We start from the raw sequence: 24,111 nt of genomic DNA on the forward strand, positions 1-24,111 counted from the left end.
AGGCATGGATCGGGTTGAAAAAGGCATTTTTCCCGAGGCGGGAGCGCTGCCTACACTGCGCCAGACATCCTCAGTGCCCCCATCGCCACCGCATGAGTTCACCCACCCGCGTCTTTCACCGCCAGCTGCACAAACCGATGCTCTTCGCCGTGAGCGGCCAGGGTATCACGCTCACCGACCAGGCGGGCAAGACCTACCTCGATGCCTCGGGTGGCGCGGCTGTGTCCTGTCTGGGCCATGGGCATCCCGACGTGGTGGCCGCGATGCACGCGCAGATCGACCAGCTCGCGTACGCGCACACCAGCTTCTTCACCACCGAGGTGGCCGAGGAGCTGGCCAACGTGCTGATCGATACCGCACCCGCTGGCATGAGCCATGTGTACTTCGTGAGCGGCGGTTCCGAGGCAGTGGAGGCCGCGCTGAAGATGGCGCGGCAGTATTTCGTGGAGATCGGGCAGCCGCAGCGCCGGCACTTCATCGCGCGCCGCCAGAGCTACCACGGCAACACGCTGGGTGCGCTCGCGGTGGGCGGCAACGCGTGGCGGCGCGAACAGTTCAAACCGCTGCTGATCGATGTGACCCACGTGTCGCCCTGCTACGAGTACCGCGATCGCCGCACCGACGAGACCGCCGAACAATACGGCCAGCGCCTGGTGGCGGAACTGTCCGGCGCGATCGACCGGCTGGGTGGCGAGAACGTGATGGCCTTCGTGGCCGAGACCGTGGGCGGCGCCACGGCCGGTGTGCTCACACCGGTGCCGGGCTACTTCAAGGCGGTGCGCGAGCTGTGCGACCGGCACGGCATCTTACTGATCCTGGACGAGGTGATGTGCGGTATGGGCCGCACCGGCACCCTGCACGCCTGCGAGCAGGAGGGTGTGACGCCCGATCTCATGACCATCGCCAAGGGCCTTGGTGGCGGTTACCAGCCCATCGGCGCGGTGCTGGCGCAGGGCAGGGTGGTGGACGCCTTCCGCCAGGGCAGTGGGCTTTTCCAGCATGGCCACACCTACCTGGGCCACGCCATCGCGTGTGCGGCCGCGCTCGCGGTGCAGCGCGTCATCCAGCGCGATGGCCTGCTTGAACAGGTGCGAGAGCGCGGGCAGCAACTCGAGACCTTGCTGCAACAGGCGTTCGGCGACCACCCGCACGTCGGCGACCTGCGTGGCCGTGGCCTGTTCCGTGGCATCGAGCTGGTGGCCGACCGCGGCAGCAAACAATGGTTCGACCCCGCGCGCAAGCTGCACGCCCGCATCAAGAGCGAGGCCATGGCCAGTGGTCTGATGGTCTATCCGATGGGAGGCACGGTGGATGGCCGCTGCGGCGACCACGTGTTGCTCGCACCGCCTTTCATCAGCACGCCCGCCGAACTGGAAGAGATCGTGGCCCGGCTGGCGGGCGCCATCGACCGCGCGGTGGCGGCGTGATGCACCACCATGCTCCAGCGGCATTCGCGGGCCCTTTCGGGGTAAACCCCGTCGCCCCCGCGGCTGGTCTGCACGATGCTTGCTAGAGGACATCAGAAGCCTTTTCCCGCGCACCAAGTTTGTTCAACCCGTCGAAACCTGCAGGAGCACCCAGCATGAAAAAGATCACCCTCAGCACCCTCGCCGCGGCCGCCGCCCTGATGGCGCCCATGGCGTCTGTCCAGGCGCAACAGAAGTTCATGACCATCGGGACAGGGGGCGTGACGGGTGTGTACTACGCGGCCGGTGGTGCCATCTGCCGCCTGGTGAACAAGGACCGCGCCAAACACGGGATCCGCTGTTCGGTGGAGTCCACCGGTGGCTCGGTGTTCAACGTGAACACCATCAAGGCCGGTGAGCTGGACCTGGGCTTCACCCAGTCCGATGTGCAGTTCAACGCCGTCAAGGGCGTGGGCCAGTTCAAGGACGCGGGCGCGTACGGCGACCTGCGCGCGGTCTTCGCCGTGCACCCTGAGCCTTTCACCGTGGTGGCGCGCAAGGAAGCCAACATCGCCAAGTTCGAGGATTTCAAGGGCAAGCGCTTCAACGTGGGCAACCCGGGTTCGGGCACGCGCGCATCCATGGAGGAGTTGCTGGCTGCCATGGGCTGGAAGATGAGCGACTTCTCGCTCGCCTCCGAACTCAAGGCCGACGAGCATGGCCCCGCGCTGTGCGACGGCAAGATCGACGGCTTCTACTACGCCGTGGGCCACCCGAGTGCCAACATCCAGGACCCGACCACCTCGTGCGGTGCGAAGCTGGTTTCGCTCACCGGCCCTGCGGTGGACAAACTGGTGGCAGAGAAGCCGTACTACGCCAAGGTCACGCTGCCCGGCGGCCTGTACCCGAACAACCCGCAGCCCACGCAGACCTATGGCGTTTCCGCAACCGTGGTGGCATCGAGCAAGACCTCGCCCGACACCGTGTACCAGGTGGTCAAGGCCGTGTTCGACAACTTCGACGAGTTCAAGAAGCTGCACCCCGCGCTGGCCAACCTCACGCCCGAAGGCATGGTGAAGGACGGCCTGAGTGCCCCGCTGCACGAAGGCGCGCTCAAGTTCTACAAGGAAAAGGGCTGGGTCAAGTGATGTGACGTGCGGGGCCGCCACTGGCGCGGCTCGCCGGTCACGAATGGCGAAGTTGCTTCGCCATTTTTTTTATCGCATGCCCTGCACAACCGGAGCGCACCATGAGCACCGACATCGAAAAAGCGCCCGAGGCCCTGCAGCAGCTCGTGGCCGACAGCGACACGGGCGGCCGCAAGCCGGTGGGCCTCACGGCCCGCATCATCTTCGCCGTGGCCTTGCTGTGGGCGCTGTTCCAGTACTGGTACGCCTCGCCCCTGCCGTTCGAGCTGGGCATCGGCATCCTCAACGACACCGAGGCGCGCGCGATCCATCTCGCGTTCGCGCTGTTCCTCGCTTTCCTGGCTTGGCCGGCGTTCAAGCGTTCGCTGCGCAGCCGCGTGCCATTGGTGGACTGGCTGCTGGCCCTGGCCGCTGCGTTTTGCGGCGCCTACATCATGTTGTTCTACGCGGAACTGGCCACGCGGCCAGGCCAGCCCAACACGATGGACATCGCGGTGGGTTCGATCGGCATCGTGTTGCTGCTGGAGGCCACGCGGCGCGCTGTGGGGTGGCCCATGGCTGCGCTCGCGGTGATCTTCCTCGCGTATTGCCTGCTCGGGCCGTATCTGCCAGATGTGCTCTCGCACAAGGGGGCTTCGATCAACCGGTTGATCTCGCACATGTGGCTCACGACCGAGGGTGTCTACGGCATTGCGCTGGGCGTGTCGGCCGGCACCATCTTCGTGTATGTGCTGTTCGGGGCGTTGCTCGATCGCGCGGGTGGCGGCAACTACATGATGCAGGTCAGCTTTGCGGCACTGGGCCATCTGCGCGGCGGGCCTGCCAAGGTCGCGGTCGTGTCCTCGGCGCTCAACGGCATGATCTCGGGATCTTCCGTCTCCAACGTGGTCTCAGGGGGCATCTTCACGATTCCGCTGATGAAGAAGGCAGGCTATGGTGGCGTGAAGGCGGGGGCCATCGAGACCATGAGTTCGGTCAATGGCCAGATCATGCCGCCCGTGATGGGTGCGGCCGCCTTCCTCATGGTCGAGTATGTCGGTATCCCCTACGCCGACATCGTCAAGCATGCGTTCCTGCCCGCCACGCTGTCGTACATCGGGTTGCTCTACATCGTGCACCTGGAGGCGCTCAAACTGGGCATGCAGCCCATCGTGCAGGCGGTGGCTCGGCCGTGGCGCGTGCGCCTGATGCGAAACGCGATCGGCATTGCTGGCAGCATCGTCGTGGTGTGCGCGATCTACTACCTGTTGCAGGCCATCAAGGCGTTCATGGGTGCGGCTGCGCCGTATGCGGCCTCGGCTGTTGTGGTCGGGCTCTACCTGTTCTCGGTGTATCAGGCCGCCAGCTGTCCGGATCTGCCGGAAGACATCGACATCGAACACCCCCAGCCACTGCAGACCTGGCCCACAGTGCGTGCCGGGTTGCACTACATCATGCCGATCGCGGTTCTGATCTGGTGTCTGATGGTAGAGGAGATGTCACCCGCGCTCTCGGCGTTCTGGGCCGTGACCGTGCTGGTGGTGCTGATGCTCACGCAAAGGCCGCTCATCGCAGGGTTCCGCCACGCCGGTGGCGAGGGCAGCTGGCGGCAGGGCTGGCGTTCCGTGGTGGACGGCTTCAACGACGGTTCGCGCAACATGATCGGCATCGGCGTGGCCACCGCCACCGCAGGCATCATCGTGGGGGCCATCACGCTCACAGGTCTCGGGCTGCGCATGACGGAATTTGTCGAGTTCGTGGCGCAAGGCAACGTGATGGTGATGCTGCTGTTCATTGCCTTCGTCTGTCTTGTGCTGGGGTTGGGCGTACCCACCACCGCCAACTATGTGCTCGTGGCCACGCTGATGGCGCCGGTGGTGGTGGAGCTGGGCGCCCAGAGCGGCCTGATCATTCCTCTGATTGCCGTGCATCTGTTCGTCTTCTACTACGGGATCATGGGTGACATCACGCCTCCAGTGGGGCTGGCCACCTTTGCCGCCGCAGCCATTTCCGGCGAAGACGCCATCAAGACAGGCGTGCAAGGCGCCATCTATGCGCTGCGAACGGTCATCCTGCCTTTCATCTGGATCTTCAATCCGCAACTGTTGCTGATCAATGTTCATGGTACCGGCGAACTGATACGTGTGCTGCTGGCCTGCACGCTGGCCACGCTGATGTTCGCTGCCGTGACGATGAACTGGTTCCGTGTGAAGAGCCGCTGGTGGGAAACGGCGCTGCTGACGGTTGCCGTGGTGCTGCTGTTCCGCCCTGACTTTTTCATGGACCGCATTTCGCCCGAGTACCGCCAGGTGCCCGCGTCGCAGGTGTACGACGTGGCGCGGGACACGGCGGCCGATGACCGGGTGGTGATGATCATTCATGGCACGACCATCGAAGGCGATGACGTGACAAAAACGGTGGCGCTGCAGTTGGGAGAGATGGGAGAGGACGGGCGCAGGCGCTTGAATGAGGCGGGCCTGCACCTCGTGCCCTTGGGGGATGCGGTGCAGATCGGACAGGTCAAGTTTGGCACCCGCGCAGCCAAGTCCGGTTTTGAGCAGGGTTGGGACGTGACGGGCATCCAGGTGCGCAGTGACCGACCCACCGCGCACTGGTTCTACCTGCCTGCGCTCCTGCTGGTGGCGTTCGTCTGGTGGACCCAGGGTCGGCGCATGCGCCGCTGAGGCTACAATCGCCGGTTGCCAAAAAGGGCAGCAGGCGCGGGTGGCGAAATTGGTAGACGCACCAGGTTTAGGTCCTGACGCCAGCAATGGTGTGGGGGTTCGAGTCCCCCCTCGCGCACCACCAGAAATGGAAAAGGCGTTGGTCTGGAAGGACCAACGCCTTTTTTCATGCCGACGCTTGGGTGTTCAGATCATTTGAACGCGCAGGTCGGGCAGGCCGGTGATGGTGCCCACCATCGTGTCGCCTGCCACCACCGCATTCACACCCTCGGGGGTGCCGGTGTAGATCAGGTCGCCGGGTTGCAGCTCCCAGGCCGCCGAGAGGTGCTCGATGGTCTCGGCGATGTTCCAGATCAGCTTGTGGATGTGGCTGCGCTGGCGATCCGTGCCGTTCACCTGCAGGGCGATCTCGGCATTCACGATGTCGCCGGCCTGGTCGGCCGGTGTGATCGGGCCGATGGGCGCGCTGAAGTCGAAGCCCTTGCCGATGCACCAGGGGCGGCCCTGTTTCTTCATGTCGTTCTGCAGGTCGCGGCGCGTCATGTCCAGGCCCACTGCGTAACCGTACACATGGGCCATGGCGTCGGCGGCCTTGATGTTCTTGCCGCCCTTGCTGATGGCCGCCACCAGTTCGATTTCGTGGTGCAGGTTCTTCGTCAGCGTGGGGTAGGGCATGCGGCCGGTTTCGCCGGCCGGCACCACGACCACCGTGTCGGCCGGCTTCAGAAAGAAAAACGGTGGCTCACGGCCAGTGAAGCCCATTTCCTTCGCATGGTCCTCGTAGTTGCGGCCCACGCAATAGACGCGGTGCACAGGGAACAGCTCGGATTTGCCGACGATGGGCACGCCGACGGTGGGGGGGGGATTGAACAGGTAGCTCATAAAGAATGGATGAAAAGAAGAATCAAATTTTCACGGTGCCGGAGCGCGACCCGCACCGAACCACACATCCTGGACCAGAGGCATCAAGGGTCCGGCTACGCCGGCCCGAGATGCCGTCCCCCTTCCAGCGCCGAAGGCGCGCCAGAGAGGGGGGACGCCGCGCAGTGGCGCAGGGGGGTGTTCCTCACACCGTCGCGTCGCCGCCTTCGACGATGACGTTCTCCACGATGCCCGCGTCGCCGCGGCGGAACGAGGCCGCCTCGGTGTACTCGGGCGACTGGAAGCAGTTGACGCCCGCCTCGAGCGTGGGGAACTCGATCACCACGAAACGGTGGAAGGTTTCGGGGCCTTCCATGATCTGGTAGCGCCCGCCGCGTGCGAGCACCTTGCCGCCATGGGCAGCGATGATGGCGGGCACACGGTCGGTGTACTTCTTGTATTCGACGGGGTCGCGAACGACGCAGCGGGAGAGCCAGTAGGCAGCCATGTGTGTCTTACTTTCAGTCAGGGGTTGGCAAGGGCGAGGTTGGGCAGCCAGGTGGCCAGCGCGGGGAAGACAGCGATGGTCACGATGGCGATCAGCAGCACGATCCAGTACGGCACGCTGCCAAGAAAGATTTCTCCGGTCTTCAGACCGGGCTCGTTCGGTATCGATGCCCTGACCGTGAACGCCAGGATGCCGAACGGTGGGGTCAGCAGGCCGGTCTCGATGGCGAGGATGCCAAGGATGGCGAAGGCGATCGGATCGAAGCCCATTGCAGCCGCGACGGGCGCGAAAACCGGCACGGTAAGCAGGATGATGGAGATCGAGTCGATCAGCATGCCGAGCACGAACCACACCAGCACCATCATCAGCAGGACCACGTATGGGGACATGCCGGACTGCGAAAAGAAATCCTGGGCCATGCCGGTCACGCCGGTCATGGAGAGCACACGCGAGTAGAGCTGCGCGGTCACCAGCAACAGCAGCAGCGGCGCCGATGTGCGGCCCACCGAGACCACGGCTTCCATCATCTCCTTCAGGCGCATGCCGCGTGAGATGGCCAGCACGAGGGCCAGTGTGGCACCCACGCCAGCCCCTTCGGTGGGCGTGAAGAAGCCGAACCAGATACCCCCCAGGACAATGACGATAAGGGCCACGATGCCGATCGTGCTCCACAGGATGGCGCGCAAATCGGCCTCCGGAACATCGACCGATTGGCCATCTGCCGACAGCGCCTGGACGGGTTGCGGCTTGAATCCCTCACCGACGCGGTGGGGCTGTCGGTAGGCCACCCAGGCGATGTAGCCGACGTAGAGGAGCACCACGAGAATGCCGGGAATGATGCCCGCGATGAACAGCTTGCCGATGGACAGCTCGGTGAGAACGCCCCAGACGATCATCAGCACCGAAGGCGGGATGAGCATGCCCAGGCACGCGCTGCCGGCGATGCAGCCCAGCGCGAACTTGCGTTCGTAGCCATGACGGCGCATCTCCGGGTAGGCGATCTTGGAGAATGCGGCAGCGGCTGCAATGGACACGCCGGTGACGAACGCAAAGAGCGCATTGGCCAGCACCGTGGCCACGCCCAGGCGCCCCTTGATGCGGTTCATGGACCGGTTCACCAGTGTGAACAGGTCTCTCGCGGCGCCGCATTTGGCCAGGAATTCGCCCATCAGCATGAACAGCGGTATCACCGCGAACACATAGTCGCGCAGCGCTTCGTAAGCGGTGGACGAGGCGAAGGAAATCATGCCGTGTATGTCGCCGGTCATGAGAAACAGACCCAGCATGCTGCAAAGGCCCAGGGCCACGGCAATGTGGATGCCCGAGAAGACGAGCGCGAGAAGGGCGCCGATGAGGATCAGCAGATCGGTGGGGTTTTGCATGGGGCCTCGATCAGTGCGTCGTGGAGAACGTGGCAGGGGGCTTGCCTTGAATGGCAAGGCCGATGTTCTGCAGCAGCATCAGCAGGTAGCTGATGCTGGCCATGAACGTGCCCAGCACCACGATGAAACGCGCGGGCCAGACCGGCACACGAAGTGCCCCTTCGCCTTCGAACTCATTGGACGTCCAGGCGTGCATCGCGCCGTCCCAGCTGCCGTAGCAGATGACGCCGAAGAACACCAGGCCGGCAAGGGCGGCGATGCAGGCCATCACGCTTTGCACGCGGGGGCTGCCCATGAGAACAAACATGTCCACGTTGAGCATGCCGCCCGAGCGGATCGCGAAACCCGCCTGCAGGAAGCAGATCACCACGATGGACAGGGACACGATTTCGGTCGTTCCCTTGACGGGACTGTTGAAAGCCCCGCGGCCGATGACATCGGCCACCACGAGGAAACACAGCAGGAAGGCCAGCAACGCAGCCAGTACAAGTAGGATTTTTGTGACGCGGTCGTTGAGCCGCCTGAGCATTTCCATGGTGGTGCCTTGTCAAACGTGGTCGTTGTCCCGCGGGATCACTTGATCTCGTAGCGCAGCGGCCACTTGTGGCCCAGCTTCTCGGCTTCTTCCAGCGCGGTCTTCAGCACCAGCGTGGCCGGCAAGCCCTGCTTGTCGAGCTCGGTCGCTTTCTCCTGGGGCCAGCCCTTGAGCGAATTGGCCCATTCCAGCTTCACCGCATCCGGCACGGACTTGACGGTCACGCCCAGCGTCTTGAGCTGCTCGATCTGTTTGGGGTAGCCCTCCTCATTGACGGTGCCGGTCTTGGCCTCGTATTCGCGGCCCACTTCCACGATGATGTCCTGCACTTCCTTGGGCAGGCGGTTGAAGCGGTTCTTGTTGATCGTGAGGCCGTGCCAGGTGATGGCGCCGAAGCCGATCTGCGTGTAGTACTTGGCCACTTCATTGAGCTTGAAGTTCACCCAGGCCGAGGGGAACATGATCCAGCCGAAGTACACGCCGGTCTGCATGGCCGTGTAGGCCTCGGGCAGCGCGGATTGCACCGGCACCGCGCCCGCGTATTCCAGCCACTTCAGGTTCAGGCCTGCACCCGCGAGCTTCCTGCCCTTCAGGTCGCTGATGGTGTTCCAGTCGAAGGTGGTGCCCAGGTTGTAGCCGTTGTCGGAGATCAGACCAAGCAGCTTCTGGTTGAACTTGTCCTCGAACACCTGCGACATGTACGGCACCTTGTTGTACACGTTGCGCGCCAGTTTCACGCTGCGCTCGGGGCTCATGGTGCCGAAGGGCAGCATGACCTGAAAGCCATGCAGCGGCAGGTTGGACGGCTCGAAGCAGAAGCAGTAACCGCCGATGTCGATGATGCCGGTCTGCACGCCTTCCAGCGTGTCTGCCGTTTTGACCATGGAACCGCCGTAGCCCTCGACGAACTCGATCTTGTGCTGCGTGCGCTCGGCCACGCGCTTGGTGACCTCCGGCACGAAGAAGGTCTGCATCAGGTTGACGTAGGTGTTGACCGCCGGGTGACCCGAGGCGATGCGCAGGCGGATGTTCTCCGCATGGGCAGCCGTGAGGCCACAGGCGGCGAGAACGCCGGCGAGGATGGTGTTTCTGACGAACTTGCTCATGGTCTTGTCTCCAATGTGTGAGGCTGTGGCCCCGTTTCTTCCAACTTTGAAACTGGCGCCGGCCAGGCCGGCACCCGATTCCCCTTCAACAAAAACAGCTGCGGAAATTGAGCACCCTCTGCTCAGGGCAGGATGACGCTCGATCCCTTGGTGCGGCCAGCGGCCAGGTCTGCATGTCCCTTCGCGGCCTCGGACAGCGCATAGCGCTGGTGGATCGAGACCTTCAGAACGCCTTGCGCGCAGAGCTCGAACACGGCCGCCGCCGAGGCGCGCAGGTCGGCCGTGGACGCGGTGTAGGTCACCAGCGTCGGGCGCGTGAAATAGAGGGAGCCCATCTTCTGCAGGGTGGCGGCGGCCACCGGTGGCGGCGCGCCGGTGGTCGTGCCGAAAGACACGAAGTAGCCGCGTGCAGAGAGGCTGTTGAGCGATTGTTCGAAGCTGTTCTTGCCGACCGAGTCGTACACCACGGGCACCCCTACACCACCGGTGATGGCCTTCACGCGCTCGGCCACGTCTTCGGTCAGGCGGTCGATCACGTGCTCGTAGCCGTTGGCTTTGGCAATGGCCGCCTTCTCGGGCCCGGCGACCACGCCGATCATGTGCGCGCCCAGGTGGCGACCCCACTGGCCAGCCAGCAGGCCGACCCCGCCGGCGGCGGCATGCATCAGCACGTGCTGGCCTTTCTGCACCGGGTAGCAGCGGCGCATCAGGTATTCCACCGTCATGGCCTTGAGCATCATGGCCGCGAGCTGTTCGTCGCTCACGCCATCGGGCGAATGCAGCAGGCGCTCGGCGGGGTAGTTGCGGTGCGACGCGTAGGCGCCGAGCACCGGACCGCTGATGTAGCACACACGGTCGCCAGGCTTGAAGTCCGTCACGTCCGCGCCCACGGCTTCCACCACGCCGGCGGCCTCGGTGCCCAGGCCGCTGGGGGTGGGCACGGGGTATTGGCCCGAGCGGGCGTAGATGTCCTGGAAGTTCAGGCCGATGGCGGTGTGGCGGATGCGGACCTCACCCGCGCCGGGTTCGGGCAGGTCCAGTTCGTCGAGTTGCAGGACATCGGGTTCGCCGGCGGCGTGGAAGCGGATGGCTTTGACTTTCATGGAGTTGGGCTGTGTTGGGTTCGTCGGAGAGGGGTAAGGGTTTCAGGGCGTGGCGTGATCGAGCGGCTCGGCGTTCAGGTAGGCCTGCACCAGGCGGGCTGGCAGGCGATCCAGGTAGCGCTGGCGCACGGCAGCCGTGGCTTCGCGCATGGCGGCGAGATCCATCGACGCGGGCATGACCACTTGCACGCCGAGTGACCGCAGTCGCTCGAGGGCGGTCGCGTCCTGCGCGGCGGCGGCCTTGCGTTGCTGGGTGGTGGCCTCGTTCACGGCGGCCTGCAGCTCGTCGCGCTGCGTGGCATTCAGGCGCGCGTACCAGGCGCTCGGGCACACCAGCAGCAGCACGCCGAAGAAATGACCGCTCAGGCTCACGTGGGGGTGGTGCTGCCAGAGGTCGAAGCTCAGCAGGTTGGTCAGCGGGTTTTCCTGCGCCTGCACGGTGCCGTCCTGCACCACGCGGATGAGGTCTTTCACGTCGGTGGTGAGCGCCTTGAAACCGATGGCGTCCAGCGCGTCGCGGTAGAGCGCGCTGTCCAGCGTGCGGATCACCAGGCCTTCGCAGTCGGACGGCGAGCGCAGGGGGCGCACCGCGTTGGAGATATGGCGGAAGCCGTTGTCCCAGAACGCAAGCACGTGGAAGCCGCTCTGCCGCGCCACGGCATCGCGCAGCATGGTGCCGGCATCGCCATCCAGCGCGGCGAGCGCGGTGGCGCGCTCCTGCACGGAGAAGGGCAGGTCGAGCACGGCGAGTTCGGGCACGCGCGCCGAGAGATAGCCCGAGGCCATGTAGCCGATATGGCGTTCGCCCTTCTCGACAGAGGCGAACAGCGACGCCGCGCTCTCGCCGATGGCGGTGACGTCGGTCAGGAGGTGGGGCGTGCCCACGGAGCTGTCATCGAGGCGGCGTGCCAGCGTGGTGAGCGCTGCCGTGAGGATGGACGCGCCGCCCTGGTAGCCGGCAAGGTGGAAGGTGCTTTTCATGTGGGGCTTTCGGAGGGGCCGGACGTGCGGCAGCGGGCGATGGCTTCCACGATGAAGGCGTTGTCGCGGCCCGCTTCGCCGCGCGCCACGCAGCCATCGAGCAGCTCGGCATACACGCCGGCGAAGGGCAGGGCCTGACCGCGTGTTTCGGCCTGTTCGAGGATGAGGCGGAAGTCCTTCAGGCTCTGGTCGACCTTGCCTTGCAAGGGCTCGAAGTGGCGCGTGGCCATCATCAATCCCTTGACCTGCATGACCCGCGAGTACGCGGCCGAGCCGATCAGCACGTCGAGGAAGCGCTCGGGGTCCAGACCCAGCCCACCGGCAAAGACGAGGCCTTCGGCCAGCGCAGCGCGGTTGAGCCCGAGCACCAGGTTGACCGCGAGCTTGGCGCGGCTGCCGTTGCCGATGGCGCCCAGGAAGTGGCGCGACGGGCACAGCGCTTCGAGCACCGGTGCGGCGCGCTGCAGATCGGCATCGGCGCCGGCCACCAGCCCGACGGCCTCGCCGCGTGCCAGCGTGCCGCTGGTGCCAGAGATCGGCATCTCCGCGAAGGGCAGGCCCGCCGCGGCGCAACGTTCTCCCAGGGCGGCGATGCGGTCCGGGTCGCAGGTGCTGACGCACAGCACCACGGGCTTGCGGCCCTTGCGTTGGGCCGCGCCCAGCAGACCGCCATCGCCTTCGATCACCTGTTCGACCTGCGCGGTGTCGAACACCGCCAGCACCACCACGTCGCAGTCTGCGAGGTCGGCCAGCTCGGCCACCGCCGTGCGGCCGGGGCCGGCAAAGGCCGAGCGGCGCGCGGGATCGACGTCGTAGCCGGCCATGGACAGGCCGGCTCCACCCAGGCGTGTCGCGCAGGCGGTGCCCATGAGGCCGAGGCCGGCGATGCCCACGCGCAAGGCAGCGTCGGACGTGGCCGCAGACGCCATGGGCGAAGCGACGCTGGCCTCCATCACTCGGCCTTGATGCCGGCGTCGCGGATCACCTTGCCGATGCGGGCATGGCCGGTGCGCGTGAGCTCGCCCAGTTGTGCGGGTGTGGACCCCAGCGGGTCGAGGCCGAGGCCCATCAGGCGATCGCGCACACCCGGGTCGGTCAGGGCGCGGGCCACCTCGGCGTTGAGCCGGTCGATGATGGCCTTGGGCGTGCCCTTGGGTGCGTAGAGACCGAGCCAGGTGGAGAAGTTGAAGGCGGGCATGCCGACTTCGGTGAAGGTGGGCACGTCGGGCAGCAGGCTGGAGCGGCGATCCGCCGGCTGGGCGAGCGCGCGCAGCTTGCCGTCCTTGATCATGGGGAGTGCCACCGAGACGGCCGAGAACATCACCGGCACCTGGCCGCCGGCCACGTCCGTGGTGGCCTGCGTCGCGCCCTTGTAGGGCACATGGGTCAGCTGAACCTTGTTGGCGGCAGAGAACAGCTCCATGGCGATGTGGTGCGGGCTTCCGTTGCCGCCGGAGGCGTAGTCCAGCTTGCGCGGCTGGGCCTGCGCCTGCGCGACGAGTTCATTCACGGTCTTCGCGGCGTTGTTGTTGGCCACCAGCACCCACGCGATGTTGGCCATGCGGCTGACCGGCTCGAAGTCGTTGAGCGGATCGAAGCTGGTCCTGGCGGCCAGGTTGACGGCGTAGTTCAGCACGCTGTCGGTGATGCCGCCGAGTGTGTAGCCGTCGGGCGCGGCGCGTGCGATGCGGTCTGCGCCCACCAGGCCCGAGGCGCCGGGCTGGTTCTCGATGGCGAAGCTGGCGCCCATGTTCTCGCCCACCTTGCCCAGGACGACGCGGGTTCCCACGTCGGCCGCGCTGCCCGCCTGCAGAGGCACGATCACCTGGATCGGCTTGTTCGGGTAGCTGGCCTGAGCCAGGGCGGTGGCGGGTGCGGCCAGCACGGCCAGCATGGGGGCCGACAGGATGGCGCGGCGCAGCCGGGTAAAGGTGAAGGGCATGGTGGTTGTCTCCGTCTCTTGTTTATGAAAGTCAGGCGCCCGATCGGCGCGATCTCGATGTTCGGGGCTGGAGGTGGAAAGGCCCGGCGCCGCCATGCGGCGCCCGCGTCATTCCTTCATTCCCGCGTCGGCCACGACCCTGGCCATGCGGGCGTGGTCGCTGGCCATGTAGTCGCGCATCTGGGCAGGCGTCATCACCGATGGGTCGATGCCGTTGTCGGCCAGCCGTTTGATGGTGTCGGGGCTGCGCAGCACCTTGGTCAGCTCGCCGGCGATGCGGTTGACGACGTCGTCCGGTGTGGCAGCGGGCGCGACGATGCCGATCCACGAGGCGTAGTCGTAGCCCGGCACCCCCTGTTCGGCCACGGTGGGGGTGTCGGCCATCACGGGTGTGCGCTGGGCGCCAGCCACCGCGATCGCGCGCAGCTTGCCCGCCTTGACCATGGGCAGCACGGTGCCGATGGCGTTGAACATGACATGCACTTCACCACTGGCGACGCCGACCGCAGCGGGGCTGGCACCCTTGTACGGCACGTGCAACATCTTCATGCCGGTGGCGGCTTCGAGCATGCTCATGGCGATGTGCTGGGCGCTGCCGACGCCGCCCGTGGCATAGCTCACCTTGCCCGGGTTGGCCTTCACGTAGGCCACGAGTTCCTGCACGTTGTTCACCGGCAGGCTGGGGTTCACCACCAGCGCCGTGGGCAGCACGGCCACCATGCCGACCGGCTTGAAGCTTTTCGCCGGGTCGAATGGCACCTTGCGCAGGTGAGGGAGCACCCCCAGGATGGCATTGTTGCATCCGCACAGCGTGGTGCCGTCCGGCACGGCGCGCGCGACCTTTTCGGCGCCGATCGCACCCGAGGCACCGGTCTGGTTCTCGATCACGATCGGCTGTGCCAGCGCAAGGGCGAGCTTTTCGGTGACGATGCGCAGCGCGACGTCGGAGGCGCTGCCTGCGGCCAGCGGTGTGACGACCGTGACGGTCTCACCCGCCGCCCAGACCGCCGGCAAGGCCGCGGCTGTGATGCACAGGGTTGTCGTGCGCACGAGGCGCTTCAGCAGGGATGTCATGTTTTGTCTCCTTCTTTTTTTGGGCCGTGCGTGCCGCGGTGCTCAGAGCATCACGCGCCCGCCGTTGGTATCGAGGTTGACGCCAGTCACGAACCCGGCGCCGTCGGATGCCAGGTACAACATCGCGGCGACGTGGTCGTCCACCTGTGCGAGGCGCCGCAGCGGCACCTGGGCGGCGATGCGCTCCACGTCCTCGGCACTGCGCAGGGCGGCGACGCGAGGCGTCAGCGTGGTGAGCGGGGCGATGGTGTTGGCGGTGATGCCGTGCGGGCCCAGTTCGTACGCGAGAAAGCGCGTGAGCTGGGTGACACCGGCCTTCGCCGCGCCATAGGCCGGTGACGACGCGGCATGCACGGTGCGACCCGAGATCGACGTCACGTTGACGATGCGGCCTGCTTTCGACGCTTTCAGCGCCGGGATGGCTGCGCGGCAGCACAGGAAGACGCTGCGCAGATTGAGGGCCACGGTGGCGTCCCATTCGGCGATGTCCATCTGCTCCACGGTGAGCAGCATCTTGTAGCCACCAGCGCAGTTGATCAACACGTCGAGGCCGTGACCGGCAGCGGCGATCTCGTCGAACGCGGCGGTGACGGCCGCTTCGTCCGTGATGTCCACCGCCACACCCCGTGCCATTCCGCTGCCCTGCAGGCCCGCGGCGATCTCGCGCACGCGCCCGCCGTCGATGTCCAGCAGGAAGACGTGAGCGCCCTGCGACGCGAAGGCCTGTGCCGCCGCGGCACCGATGCCACCTGCGGCTCCGGTGACCACGACGCTGCGGCCGGTGAGTTCGGGATAGTTCGGCATCATGCGAGACGCGTGCACGCGCGGGCAGGTTGTCGGCTTCGCGCCATCAGAACGTCGACGCCTTGACGGGCGCCTCTTTCGTCATGACGTCGGCGGCCGACTTGTCGTTTTCGCCTGCATCGGTCCACTCGGGCACGCGGCCGATTCGCGCGGCTTCGTGCCAGGCGAAGTTGAGTTCGACCTTGATGCCGTTGATGGGCTCGCGCATGAACAGCTGGTACAGGTTGGAGTTGTGCGCCTTGCGTTCGCTGAACTCCACTCCGTTTTTGTTCAGGCGGTCGATGAACTCCTCGATGCCTTCGCAGTTCAGGCACAGGTGGTCGATGCGGCCCGAGCCCATGGCGCCGGCGGCGGAGAAGTCCTTGTCGCCGTCAGTGGGCGTCTTGAGGTAGGTGTCCTGGTGGTTGGAGTAGCGCGCCTTGCCGATGTGGATCACGTCCTGTTCACCGATGTAGAGCCAGTACACCGGAAACCCGAATTCGGGGTGGTAGCCGTTGCGGAAGCCCAGGTTCTCCACGAACCAGTCGCGCGTGCCTTCGGGGTCGTGCGTGAGGATGAGCAGGTGTTCGAGAAAGCGCAGTCCCATGGTTGTCTCCTTGTGTTTCTGGTCGGGGTCACTTGCCGTGTTCGGCCGCCACGGGGCGGGTCTCGCCTGTCTCGATGAGCGTGCGCGTGGCATTGACCGAGGCGTAGATCCAGAGGATCTTCATCGGCTCGGTCTCCGACATGTTGCGGAAGCGGTGCGGCACGTTGGGCGGAATGAAGGTGGTGTCCAGTGGCTTGAGCTCCTGCACCTCGCCGTCGATGTCGAGGTAGGCGTGGCCGCTCAGCAGCACCACGCTTTCCTCGCAGTTGTGGCTGTGGAACGGGATCGCGGTGCCGCCGCTGAACTCGGTGATGCCGTTGATGAACGTGCTTGCGCCGACGGAGGGCAGCACCAGCGGGGTGGTGCGCGCGCCGCCGCCCCGGTCATGGCTCTTGATCTGGTCGGGGCGCAGCACGGCGTATTTGGTGGTGGTTTCGGTGGTCATGTGGGGGCTCCTTCAGGTCTGTGTTCGACGGATCAGGTGCGTGCGGGACCTGTCCACACGGTCTTGATGTTGGTGAATTCGTGCAGGCCGAGCACGCCGAGCTCGCGGCCGTAGCCCGATTCCTTCGTGCCGCCGAAGGGCAGGCGCGGGTCGGAAGCGACCATGCCGTTGACGAACACGGCGCCGGCGTCGATCTGGCGCGTGAGCTGGCGCGCGTGGTCGAGGTCGGTGGTCCAGAGCGCGGCCCCCAGGCCGAATGGTGTGCCGTTGGCCACGCGCACCGCTTCGGCGGCATCGGCCACGCGAAGGATGGCGGCGGCGGGGCCGAAGGTTTCCTCGCGCGCGGCGGTCATGTCGGGCGTGACCTGGTCGAGCACGGTGGGTTCGTAGAACGCGCCCGGGCCGGCCACGGGCTTGCCGCCCAGCAGCAGCTTCGCGCCTTGTTGCACGCTGGCTTCCACCTGGGCGTGCAGCTCGTCGCGCAGGTTGCGCTTGGCCATCGCGCCTTGCGTGACGCCATCGCCCATGGGGTCGCCCACCACCAGCTTGCGCGCGCCGGCCACGAAGGCGTCGACGAAGCGGTCGGCCACGGCGTGCTCGACGATGAAACGCTTGGCGGCGATGCAGCTCTGGCCGGTGTTCTGGAAGCGCGCCTTCACCGCCACGGTGGCGGCGGCCTCGACATCGGCATCCGCCAGCACGATGAAGGGATCTGAACCGCCGAGTTCGAGCACCTGCTTCTTCAACGCCTGGCCGGCCTGCGAGGCGATGCTGCGGCCAGCGGGGGTGGAGCCGGTGAACGTGACGGCGGCGATGCGGTGGTCCTCGATCAGGCGCTTGACCTCGCCCGAGCCGACGAGCAGCGTGGTGAACAGGCCGGCGGGCGCGCCCGCTTTCTGGAACACGGCCTCCAGCGCCAGCGCGCACTGCGGCACGTTGCTCGCATGCTTGAGCACCATGCCGTTGCCGCCGGCCAGCACAGGGGCCGCGGCGCGCATGACCTGCCAGAACGGGTAGTTCCACGGCATCACGGCCAGCACGATGCCGAGCGGGTCGTACACCATGCGGCTGTCGGTGGCGCTGCTGGGCACGACCTGGTCCTGCAGCATGCCGGGGGCGGCGTCCGCATAGACGTCGAAGTTCCATGCGCACTTCTCGACTTCGCCCACGGCTTCGGCCAGCGGCTTGCCCATCTCCAGCGTGGCCAAGGGGGCCAGCCCGGCCTTCTGCTCGCGCAGGGCCTGCGCCACACGGCGCAGCAGGGCCATGCGTTCGGCCACCGGGGTGCGGGCCCATTCGCGTTGCGCGCTCGCCGCGCGCTCGAGTTTCTGTTCGATCGCCGGGGCGTCGTGTGCGTCGTATTCGGTCAGCACCGCGTCGGTGGCGGGGTTGAAGGAGGTGATCGTCATGCCAGTGCCATTTCTTCCAGGGGGGCGATGCCGAGGTCGGCCGCCAGTTTGTGCAGGTCGCCCACGAGGCCGCCGGCGATGGGTACGCCGTTCTCACGGTAGCGGTTGCGTTTCTCGTGGCTCTGTTCGCCGGGGAGCCAGATGCGCTCGACGCCGGGCAGCCGGTCGCTGCCACGGATGTCGCGCACCAGCTTGTCGACCGCGCCCTTGAACAGGGCCGGGTCGCCGAAGGCGGCGAGGTCGATCACGAGGATGGCCTGGCCGGTGTTGGTGGTGGTCTTGAAGTCGGCGTTGAAGTCGATCACGTCGCGGCCCATGGCGGCCCCACCCAGCGTGCCGGCCAGCAGGCCGACGATGAGCGCCAGGCCATAACCCTTGTGGTCGCCGATGGGCAGCAGGAAGCCTTCGCCCGCCTTGTTGGGGTCGAGCAGCGGCTTGCCCTGGCGGTCGATCATCCAGCCTGCGGGCATCTGTTCGCCGCGCTTGGCCTTGGCCTTGACCTTGCCGTACGCGGCCACCGTGGTGGCCATGTCGAGCACCACGGGCGGCTCCTCGGCGGTGGGGATGCCGGCGGCGATGGGGTTGGTCGACAGCAGCATGTCCGTGCCGCCCCAGGGCGGCAGGTGGTTGGCATTGCCGACCGCGAAGTACAGGCCGAGCATGTCGTGCTCCAGCGGGCGCCGTGCATACAGCGAGGCCGGGCCGGCGTGGTTGCTGTAGCGCGTGCCAACCCAGGCCACGCCGCAGGTGCGGGCCTTCTCGATGGCGATGTCGACGGCGCGCGAGACCACGAGGTGGCCCATGCCGTTGTCGCCGTCGACCACGGCCATGGCCGCGCGTTCCTGCACGACATGGATGTTCGGGTGCTTGTTGATGCCACCGGCCTGGATGCGCTTGATGTACTGCGGCAGGCGGATCACGCCGTGGCCATCGGAGCCCTGCAGATCGGCCTCGGTCATGAGACGGGCGACCTGCGCGGCATCGGCCTCGGGCAGGCCCTGGCTGGTGAAGGCGGACTGGATGAAGCGCTGCAGCGCTTCGGGAGAGACGGTGATGGAGTTCATGTGAAAAGGGGCGTGGTGTCGGGTCAGGTGCTTTGAACGGAACCGGAACCGTTCAATTGGCCGAGATCCCCTTTTCCTGGATAAGCCGTCGGTACAGCTCGTACTGCGCCTTGGTGGCGGTGCCGAATTCGGCCGCGGTGGTGCCACGCGGGGTGACGCCAATGGCCAGCAGCTTGTCGCGCGTGGCGGGGTCGTTCACGGCAGCGCGCACCTCGTCGTTGAGCTTCTGCACCACCTCGGGCGGCGTGCCGGCCGGTGCGACCATGGCGAACCACGAGTTGAAGGTGAAGTTGGGCATGCCCGCTTCCTGGAAGGTCGGCACGTTCGGGAACTGCGGCAGCCGCTGGGGCGTGGAGACGGCCAGCAGGCGCAGCTTGCCGCCCTGGATCAGCGAGGTGACGGTGCCCAGGCCCTGCATGGACACCTCGACTTCGCCGGCGGCCACGGCCACGGCGGCCGGCGTGGCGCCCTTGTAGGGCACGTGCATGACGTCGATCTGCGCGCGGTCCATGATCAGGGCCATGCCGATGTGCTGCGGGCTGCCGTTGCCACCGCTGCCATAGTTCAGCTTGCCGGGCGCGGCCCTGGCGGCGGTGAGGAAATCGGCCAGCGTGCGGTGGGGCGAGTCGGCCTTGACGACCAGGCCCCATTCGATGGTGCCGACCAGCGAGACCGGCACGAAATCGGTGAGGGCGTTCCAGGGCATCTTCGGCACCATGTGCGGCACCATGGTGAGCACGCTGTCGTTGAAGCCACCGATGGTGTACCCGTCGGGCGTGGAGCGTGCGAGGCGCTCGGCACCGGTCACACCGGCCGCACCCGGAATGTTCTCCACCGCGAAGCCCTGGCCCATGGATTCGCCCATCTTCTGCGTGACCAGACGCGCGGCGTTGTCGACCGCGCTGCCGGCGGCCAGCGGAATGATCATCTTGATGGGCTTGTTGGGGTAGCCCTGGGCCTGTACGGCCAGGGGCAGAGCGAGCAGGGCGGCCAGGCCCAGGCGGCTCAGCATCTTCATGACATGTCTCCGTGTAGTGATAGGCAAGTGCGAGAGTACGCAGCGGCCTCGTCCATGTCTAATGCTGTATTCGCGCTCTGCCATATCAAAGTGATATTGATAAGGCTGCGCATCGGTGCCATCATTCCGGCGCCATGAACCTCAAAACCCTTCGCTATTTCATCGCGGTTGCCGACAGTGGCAGCCTGACCGCCGCCGCGGCTGCGATACCGATTGCGCAACCCGCACTGACCCGGCAGATGCGCGATCTGGAGGCCGAGATGGGGGTGCAGTTGCTGCAGCGTCTGCCGCGCGGGGTGCGCCTCACGCCGGCGGGTGTCACGCTCTACGAATCGGCGCAGCGCATCGTGTCGGAAGCGGCACGGCTGGGGCGCCGGCTCGCGCACAGCCAGCAGAAGAACCGGGCTCCGGTGATCCTGGGCGCGTCGCCCACGCTGGCCCGGTTGCTGCTGCCCCGGCTGATCGAGAACTGCATGGACGCAATGGACGACCTGGAGCTGCGGGCGCGGGAGGCCTTCACCCCCGCGCTGCTGGACTGGCTGGAGCGCGGCATGATCGACATGGCCGTGCTGACCAATCCCGAGCCCGGCCGCACGCTGTCGTTCCAGCCGCTGCTGGGCGAACCCTTTGCGCTGGTGTCGCACGCGCAGATGCGCATCGGGCCGGTGGTGTCGGTCAACCAGCTGGCGCGCATTCCCCTGCTGATGACCAGCTTGCACAGGGGCCTGGTCGACCGGCAGCTGGCCAGTCTGGGCAAGTCGCTGCAGGTGCGCGCCGAAATCGATTCGGTGGACTCCATCCGCGAGCTGGTGCTGCGCGGGCGCTGGGCGACGATCATGCCGGTGTCCGTGTTCAGCGACAACGCGCAGGACGCCTCCATCGTGATGTCCGAAATCTCCGGTGTGCAGCTCAACCGGTTGCTGGTGCTGGCCACGCGCATCGACCCGCGACCGAACCCGTCGCTGTCGCTGGTGCACGAGCTGGTGGTGGCCGAGTTCTCGCGCATGGAGCGCCTGGGCATCTTCAGCTTTGCCACCAGTGGCTCGGCCAGGCATGGCTAGCGCTGGCGACAGGGGGTTCAAGCCGTGGGTGCGCGCGGGCATCGTGCGTCAGCCGAGGAAGCGCTGCAGTTCGCGGTTGAACGCGTCAGGCTGTTCCACGTTGCTCAGGTGGGCTGCGTCGCGCAGCAGCACCAGTTCCGCACCCGGCCAGGCGGCCGCGATCTTGCGCGACATGTCGATCGGCGTGGCCTGGTCTTCTTCGCCCACCATCACGAGCGCGGGTTGCCGCAGGCGTGGCAATTTGTCCAGGGTGTCCAGGCCGCAGATCGCGGCGCAGCAGGCGGCGTAGCCCTCGGCCGGCGTGGCCGCGAGCTGGGCGGCAATGCGTGCGTGCGTCTGCGGGTCGCGCCCGGCAAAAGCCGGGGTGAACCAGCGGCCCATCGTGCCTTCCACCAGTGCACCCATGCCCTGGCTGCGCGCCAGCGCCGCGCGTTCGGCCCACATGGCCTGCGCGGCGGGCGGTACCTGCGAGTTCGAATCGGCGATGACCACGCGGTCCACCACCTCGGGATGCCGCAATGCGAGCACCTGGCCGATCATGCCGCCCAGCGACAGGCCGACCCAGTGCGTGCGCTGCACCTTCAAATGCCGCAGCAGGGCATGCGCATCGTCGGCCAGTTGCTCCAGCGTGTAGGGGCCGGGTGGCACGCTGCTCGCGCCGTGGCCACGGATGTCGTAGGCCAGCACGGTGAAGCGGCTGGCCAGAAACTGCAGTTGCGGCGCCCACATGTTGAGGTCGGCGCCGAGCGAATGCGATAGCGTCACCCACGGGCCACTGCCCATGACCACGGCATTGAGTTCAACGCCATCGAGGTGGATGCGTTGCGGTGTCATGGCTTTGGCGCTCCGCAGTCGGCCACGAGGCCCACCGACGTGATGCCCGCGACGGCAGCCTGTTCGTCTTTGCTGGAGAGTTCGCCGCTGACGCCGACGGCGCCCAGCAGTTCGCCCTGTGCATCGCGCACCAGCACGCCGCCTTGCACTGGCACGAGGTTGCCGCCGCTCAAGGCCTGCACGGCATTCATGAACAGCGGCATCAGGCCGGCGCGGCGTTCCAGTTCCTGACCGCCGAAGCCCATGCCGAGGGCGCCCAGTGCCTTGCCTTGCGCGATCTCCTGGCGGTAGAGGCTGGTGCCGTCTTCGGCCAGGTAGGCCTTGAGCGTGCCGCGCACGTCGAGCACGGCCACGGCCAGCGGGAGCATGCCCGCCTGGCGGGCGTGTGCCAGGGTGGCGTGCGCGATCTGGCTTGCGCATTCCAGGCTGAGGGAAGTGAGAAAGTGGGTGAGTTTCATGGGCGTCTCGTGGTGTGTCAGGCGGTGGCTGCTGCGGCAGGCCCCGTGCGCTGGCCAATGGCGGCGTTCACGCGCGGCATGACTTCGTTGGCGAACAGTTCCATCGAACGGCGGCCCAGGGCCGGGTCCATCCAGTCGTGGCAGGCGTACACCAGGTTGCCGAAATCGCCCACCTGCTCGCGGAACGCGAGGATCTGGTCCACCACCGAGTTCACCGTGCCCGCAAGCACCAGGCGCTGGGTCACGTGGTCGGGCGTGATCTTGCTGTCGGGCATGGCTGGGTCGGTCTTGAACAGGTTGCCGCGTCCGCCGGCGGTGACGAGCTTGCGCACCAGTTGCTTGAAGTAGAAGTGGTATGGGCCACCAGCCTCCAGTGCGTACCGCCGCGCGGTGGCCTCATCGTCCGCCACGAAGATGCTCTTGGCCACGCGCCAGTCGGCCGGGTCGGCCACCGCGCCCACGGCGGTGCGGCCTTCCACGTACTTGGGCCAGTGGGTCTTGACCCATTCGGGCATGAGAAAGTTGGCCGACAGGGGCGTCCAGCCGCGCTTGGCCATTTCGGCCACGCCTTGCGAGAACGGTGCGACTGCCGTGCCGACGATGGGCGGGTGAGGGTGCTGGAAGGGCTTGAGGATGACGCCCTGGCCGTACTCGACCGCCATGGTCTCCTGGACTGAGACGTTCCAGAACTTGCCTTCGATGTTGTATGGCGGCTCCGACGCCCAGATCTTCAGCACCGCGTTGATGCACTCGACAAACATGGCGTTGCGGTCGTTGCGCAGGTTGCCGAAGACTTCCGCGTCCGACATGAGGCCGCCCGGGCTGATGCCCATGATGAAGCGGCCGCGGGCGAGGTGGTCCATCATCGCCGCCTGCGCCGCGATCGTTGCGGGGTGTGAGTTGGGCAGGTTCAGGGTGCCGCTGCCCAGCTTGATCTGTTTCGTCTCGTTGATGAGTGTGGCGAGGAAGATCAGGCTCGACGTGACGGGCTCGGCGGTGTCGGTGACGTGCTCGCCCACGAACGCTTCGCTGAAGCCGAGGCGGTCGGCCAGGATGATGGCTTCGCGGTCTTCCTGGAAAGTGTCGGTCGCGCTGCGGCCCGGCGGGTGCAACGGCATCATGAAGGTGCTGTATTTCACGTGGTCTCGGTGGGTTGGGGTGGAGTGAGGTGTCAGGTCGCGTCGAGTTCCAGACAGACGCTCTGCGCATAGCGGCCCTGGCAGAACAGCAACGCGGGGCCCGGGCGGTGGTGGAAGGCTTCGACGCGGCCGAGGTACAGGATGTGGTCGCCGACCTCCAGGCGCTGCTCGGTGCGGCACTCGAACACAGCAGCGCAGTCGGTCAGCACGGGCAGGCCCTGCTGGCCGGGTTCGTGCGGCACGCCGTTGAACTTGTCCGGGACCGGGGTGGCGAAGCGGCGCGAGAGCGGCACCTGTTCAAGCGTCAGCACATTGATCACGAAGCGACCGCAGGCATCGAAAGCGGGCAGGCTGGGTGAGCTCGTGCGAAGGCTCCAGAGCACGATGGGCGGATCCAGCGATACCGAATTGAAGGAGTTGGCGGTGACGCCGACCGGACGGCTTGCCGTGTCCAGCGTGGTGACCACCGTGACGCCCGTTCCGAAAGCGCCGAGTGCCTGGCGGAGGTCGCGCGGATCGATGGTCTGCGATGGGTTGATCTGCGGTTTGTTGATCATGTGATTACTTTAACGTGATCAATTGAT

At 66.5% G+C, this 24,111-nt stretch carries 24 protein-coding genes and 1 tRNA gene; 5 read left to right on the top strand and 20 right to left on the bottom strand.

What is annotated here, in order from left to right; genetic code table 11:
• The first annotated feature begins 92 nt into the window (after positions 1 to 92).
• The 4 genes from J2X09_RS23585 to J2X09_RS23600 all read left to right on the top strand — a co-directional run bounded on the left by J2X09_RS23585 (position 93) and on the right by J2X09_RS23600 (position 5,338).
• Positions 93 to 1,427, top strand: a complete 1,335-nt coding sequence (locus tag J2X09_RS23585) for an aspartate aminotransferase family protein (RefSeq protein ID WP_204735258.1) — start codon at positions 93 to 95, stop codon at positions 1,425 to 1,427.
• A 155-nt stretch (positions 1,428 to 1,582) separates the two neighbouring features.
• Positions 1,583 to 2,554, top strand: coding sequence for a TAXI family TRAP transporter solute-binding subunit (locus J2X09_RS23590; protein WP_204735259.1), 972 nt, complete (start codon positions 1,583 to 1,585; stop codon positions 2,552 to 2,554).
• Between the two features lie 101 nt (positions 2,555 to 2,655).
• On the top strand, positions 2,656 to 5,217 hold the full coding sequence (locus J2X09_RS23595; protein ID WP_204735260.1) for a TRAP transporter permease: 2,562 nt from the start codon (positions 2,656 to 2,658) through the stop codon (positions 5,215 to 5,217).
• A gap of 34 nt (positions 5,218 to 5,251) precedes the next feature.
• Positions 5,252 to 5,338, top strand: a tRNA-Leu gene (locus tag J2X09_RS23600).
• 65 nt (positions 5,339 to 5,403) lie between these two features.
• Here the strand turns inward: J2X09_RS23600 and J2X09_RS23605 are convergent.
• The 16 genes from J2X09_RS23605 to J2X09_RS23680 all read right to left on the bottom strand — a co-directional run bounded on the left by J2X09_RS23605 (position 5,404) and on the right by J2X09_RS23680 (position 20,035).
• Positions 5,404 to 6,099 (bottom strand): fumarylacetoacetate hydrolase family protein, encoded by a 696-nt coding sequence (locus J2X09_RS23605; protein ID WP_204735261.1) that lies wholly within the window; start codon positions 6,097 to 6,099, stop codon positions 5,404 to 5,406.
• A 184-nt stretch (positions 6,100 to 6,283) separates the two neighbouring features.
• A complete protein-coding gene (locus J2X09_RS23610) occupies positions 6,284 to 6,586 on the bottom strand; it encodes a DUF1330 domain-containing protein (protein ID WP_204735262.1) in 303 nt (100 codons plus the stop codon).
• Positions 6,587 to 6,603: 17 nt separating this feature from the next.
• Entirely contained in the window at positions 6,604 to 7,968 is a 1,365-nt protein-coding gene (locus tag J2X09_RS23615) for a TRAP transporter large permease (protein WP_204735263.1), read from the bottom strand.
• 10 nt (positions 7,969 to 7,978) lie between these two features.
• The gene (locus tag J2X09_RS23620; RefSeq protein ID WP_204735264.1) at positions 7,979 to 8,503 is read right to left on the bottom strand and encodes a TRAP transporter small permease; all 525 of its coding nucleotides are present in this window, start codon (positions 8,501 to 8,503) and stop codon (positions 7,979 to 7,981) included.
• 38 nt (positions 8,504 to 8,541) lie between these two features.
• On the bottom strand, positions 8,542 to 9,609 hold the full coding sequence (locus tag J2X09_RS23625) for a C4-dicarboxylate TRAP transporter substrate-binding protein (RefSeq protein ID WP_204735265.1): 1,068 nt from the start codon (positions 9,607 to 9,609) through the stop codon (positions 8,542 to 8,544).
• 122 nt (positions 9,610 to 9,731) lie between these two features.
• On the bottom strand, positions 9,732 to 10,712 hold the full coding sequence (locus J2X09_RS23630; RefSeq protein WP_204735266.1) for a quinone oxidoreductase family protein: 981 nt from the start codon (positions 10,710 to 10,712) through the stop codon (positions 9,732 to 9,734).
• A gap of 42 nt (positions 10,713 to 10,754) precedes the next feature.
• Entirely contained in the window at positions 10,755 to 11,693 is a 939-nt protein-coding gene (locus tag J2X09_RS23635; RefSeq protein ID WP_204735267.1) for a TRAP transporter substrate-binding protein, read from the bottom strand.
• Positions 11,690 to 12,646, bottom strand: a complete 957-nt coding sequence (locus J2X09_RS23640; RefSeq protein WP_204735268.1) for an NAD(P)-dependent oxidoreductase — start codon at positions 12,644 to 12,646, stop codon at positions 11,690 to 11,692. The genes J2X09_RS23635 and J2X09_RS23640 overlap by 4 nt, the downstream gene beginning before the upstream one ends.
• A complete protein-coding gene (locus tag J2X09_RS23645) occupies positions 12,646 to 13,635 on the bottom strand; it encodes a Bug family tripartite tricarboxylate transporter substrate binding protein (protein ID WP_204735269.1) in 990 nt (329 codons plus the stop codon). The genes J2X09_RS23640 and J2X09_RS23645 overlap by 1 nt, the downstream gene beginning before the upstream one ends.
• A gap of 108 nt (positions 13,636 to 13,743) precedes the next feature.
• Positions 13,744 to 14,709, bottom strand: coding sequence for a Bug family tripartite tricarboxylate transporter substrate binding protein (locus J2X09_RS23650; RefSeq protein WP_204735270.1), 966 nt, complete (start codon positions 14,707 to 14,709; stop codon positions 13,744 to 13,746).
• Positions 14,710 to 14,751: 42 nt separating this feature from the next.
• Positions 14,752 to 15,516 carry an SDR family NAD(P)-dependent oxidoreductase gene (locus J2X09_RS23655; protein WP_204735271.1) on the bottom strand — a complete coding sequence of 255 codons (765 nt, stop codon included), beginning with the start codon at positions 15,514 to 15,516 and terminating at the stop codon, positions 14,752 to 14,754.
• 43 nt (positions 15,517 to 15,559) lie between these two features.
• Positions 15,560 to 16,099 (bottom strand): VOC family protein, encoded by a 540-nt coding sequence (locus J2X09_RS23660; RefSeq protein WP_204735272.1) that lies wholly within the window; start codon positions 16,097 to 16,099, stop codon positions 15,560 to 15,562.
• Between the two features lie 28 nt (positions 16,100 to 16,127).
• On the bottom strand, positions 16,128 to 16,544 hold the full coding sequence (locus J2X09_RS23665) for a cupin domain-containing protein (RefSeq protein WP_204735273.1): 417 nt from the start codon (positions 16,542 to 16,544) through the stop codon (positions 16,128 to 16,130).
• 32 nt (positions 16,545 to 16,576) lie between these two features.
• The gene (locus tag J2X09_RS23670) at positions 16,577 to 17,953 is read right to left on the bottom strand and encodes an NAD-dependent succinate-semialdehyde dehydrogenase (protein WP_204735274.1); all 1,377 of its coding nucleotides are present in this window, start codon (positions 17,951 to 17,953) and stop codon (positions 16,577 to 16,579) included.
• Positions 17,950 to 19,017 (bottom strand): Ldh family oxidoreductase, encoded by a 1,068-nt coding sequence (locus J2X09_RS23675; RefSeq protein ID WP_204735275.1) that lies wholly within the window; start codon positions 19,015 to 19,017, stop codon positions 17,950 to 17,952. The genes J2X09_RS23670 and J2X09_RS23675 overlap by 4 nt, the downstream gene beginning before the upstream one ends.
• Before the next feature lie 52 nt (positions 19,018 to 19,069).
• Positions 19,070 to 20,035, bottom strand: a complete 966-nt coding sequence (locus J2X09_RS23680; RefSeq protein WP_204735276.1) for a Bug family tripartite tricarboxylate transporter substrate binding protein — start codon at positions 20,033 to 20,035, stop codon at positions 19,070 to 19,072.
• A 134-nt stretch (positions 20,036 to 20,169) separates the two neighbouring features.
• Here J2X09_RS23680 and J2X09_RS23685 point away from each other — a divergent pair, with 134 nt between their 5' ends.
• Positions 20,170 to 21,096 carry a LysR family transcriptional regulator gene (locus J2X09_RS23685; RefSeq protein WP_204735277.1) on the top strand — a complete coding sequence of 309 codons (927 nt, stop codon included), beginning with the start codon at positions 20,170 to 20,172 and terminating at the stop codon, positions 21,094 to 21,096.
• Between the two features lie 48 nt (positions 21,097 to 21,144).
• Here the strand turns inward: J2X09_RS23685 and pcaD are convergent, their stop codons facing one another.
• The 4 genes from pcaD to J2X09_RS23705 are packed head-to-tail and all read right to left on the bottom strand — an operon-like array spanning position 21,145 to position 24,084.
• Complete coding sequence (pcaD, locus tag J2X09_RS23690) at positions 21,145 to 21,930, bottom strand: 3-oxoadipate enol-lactonase (RefSeq protein ID WP_204735278.1); 786 nt, start codon at positions 21,928 to 21,930, stop codon at positions 21,145 to 21,147.
• A complete protein-coding gene (locus J2X09_RS23695) occupies positions 21,927 to 22,388 on the bottom strand; it encodes a GlcG/HbpS family heme-binding protein (RefSeq protein WP_204735279.1) in 462 nt (153 codons plus the stop codon). The genes pcaD and J2X09_RS23695 overlap by 4 nt, the downstream gene beginning before the upstream one ends.
• A gap of 17 nt (positions 22,389 to 22,405) precedes the next feature.
• Positions 22,406 to 23,527, bottom strand: coding sequence for an LLM class flavin-dependent oxidoreductase (locus J2X09_RS23700; RefSeq protein WP_204735280.1), 1,122 nt, complete (start codon positions 23,525 to 23,527; stop codon positions 22,406 to 22,408).
• A 32-nt stretch (positions 23,528 to 23,559) separates the two neighbouring features.
• Positions 23,560 to 24,084, bottom strand: coding sequence for a flavin reductase family protein (locus J2X09_RS23705; RefSeq protein ID WP_204735281.1), 525 nt, complete (start codon positions 24,082 to 24,084; stop codon positions 23,560 to 23,562).
• Between the last annotated feature and the right edge of the window lie 27 nt (positions 24,085 to 24,111).

Source organism: Hydrogenophaga laconesensis (assembly GCF_031457235.1).
GTDB lineage: Bacteria > Pseudomonadota > Gammaproteobacteria > Burkholderiales > Burkholderiaceae_C > Hydrogenophaga > Hydrogenophaga laconesensis.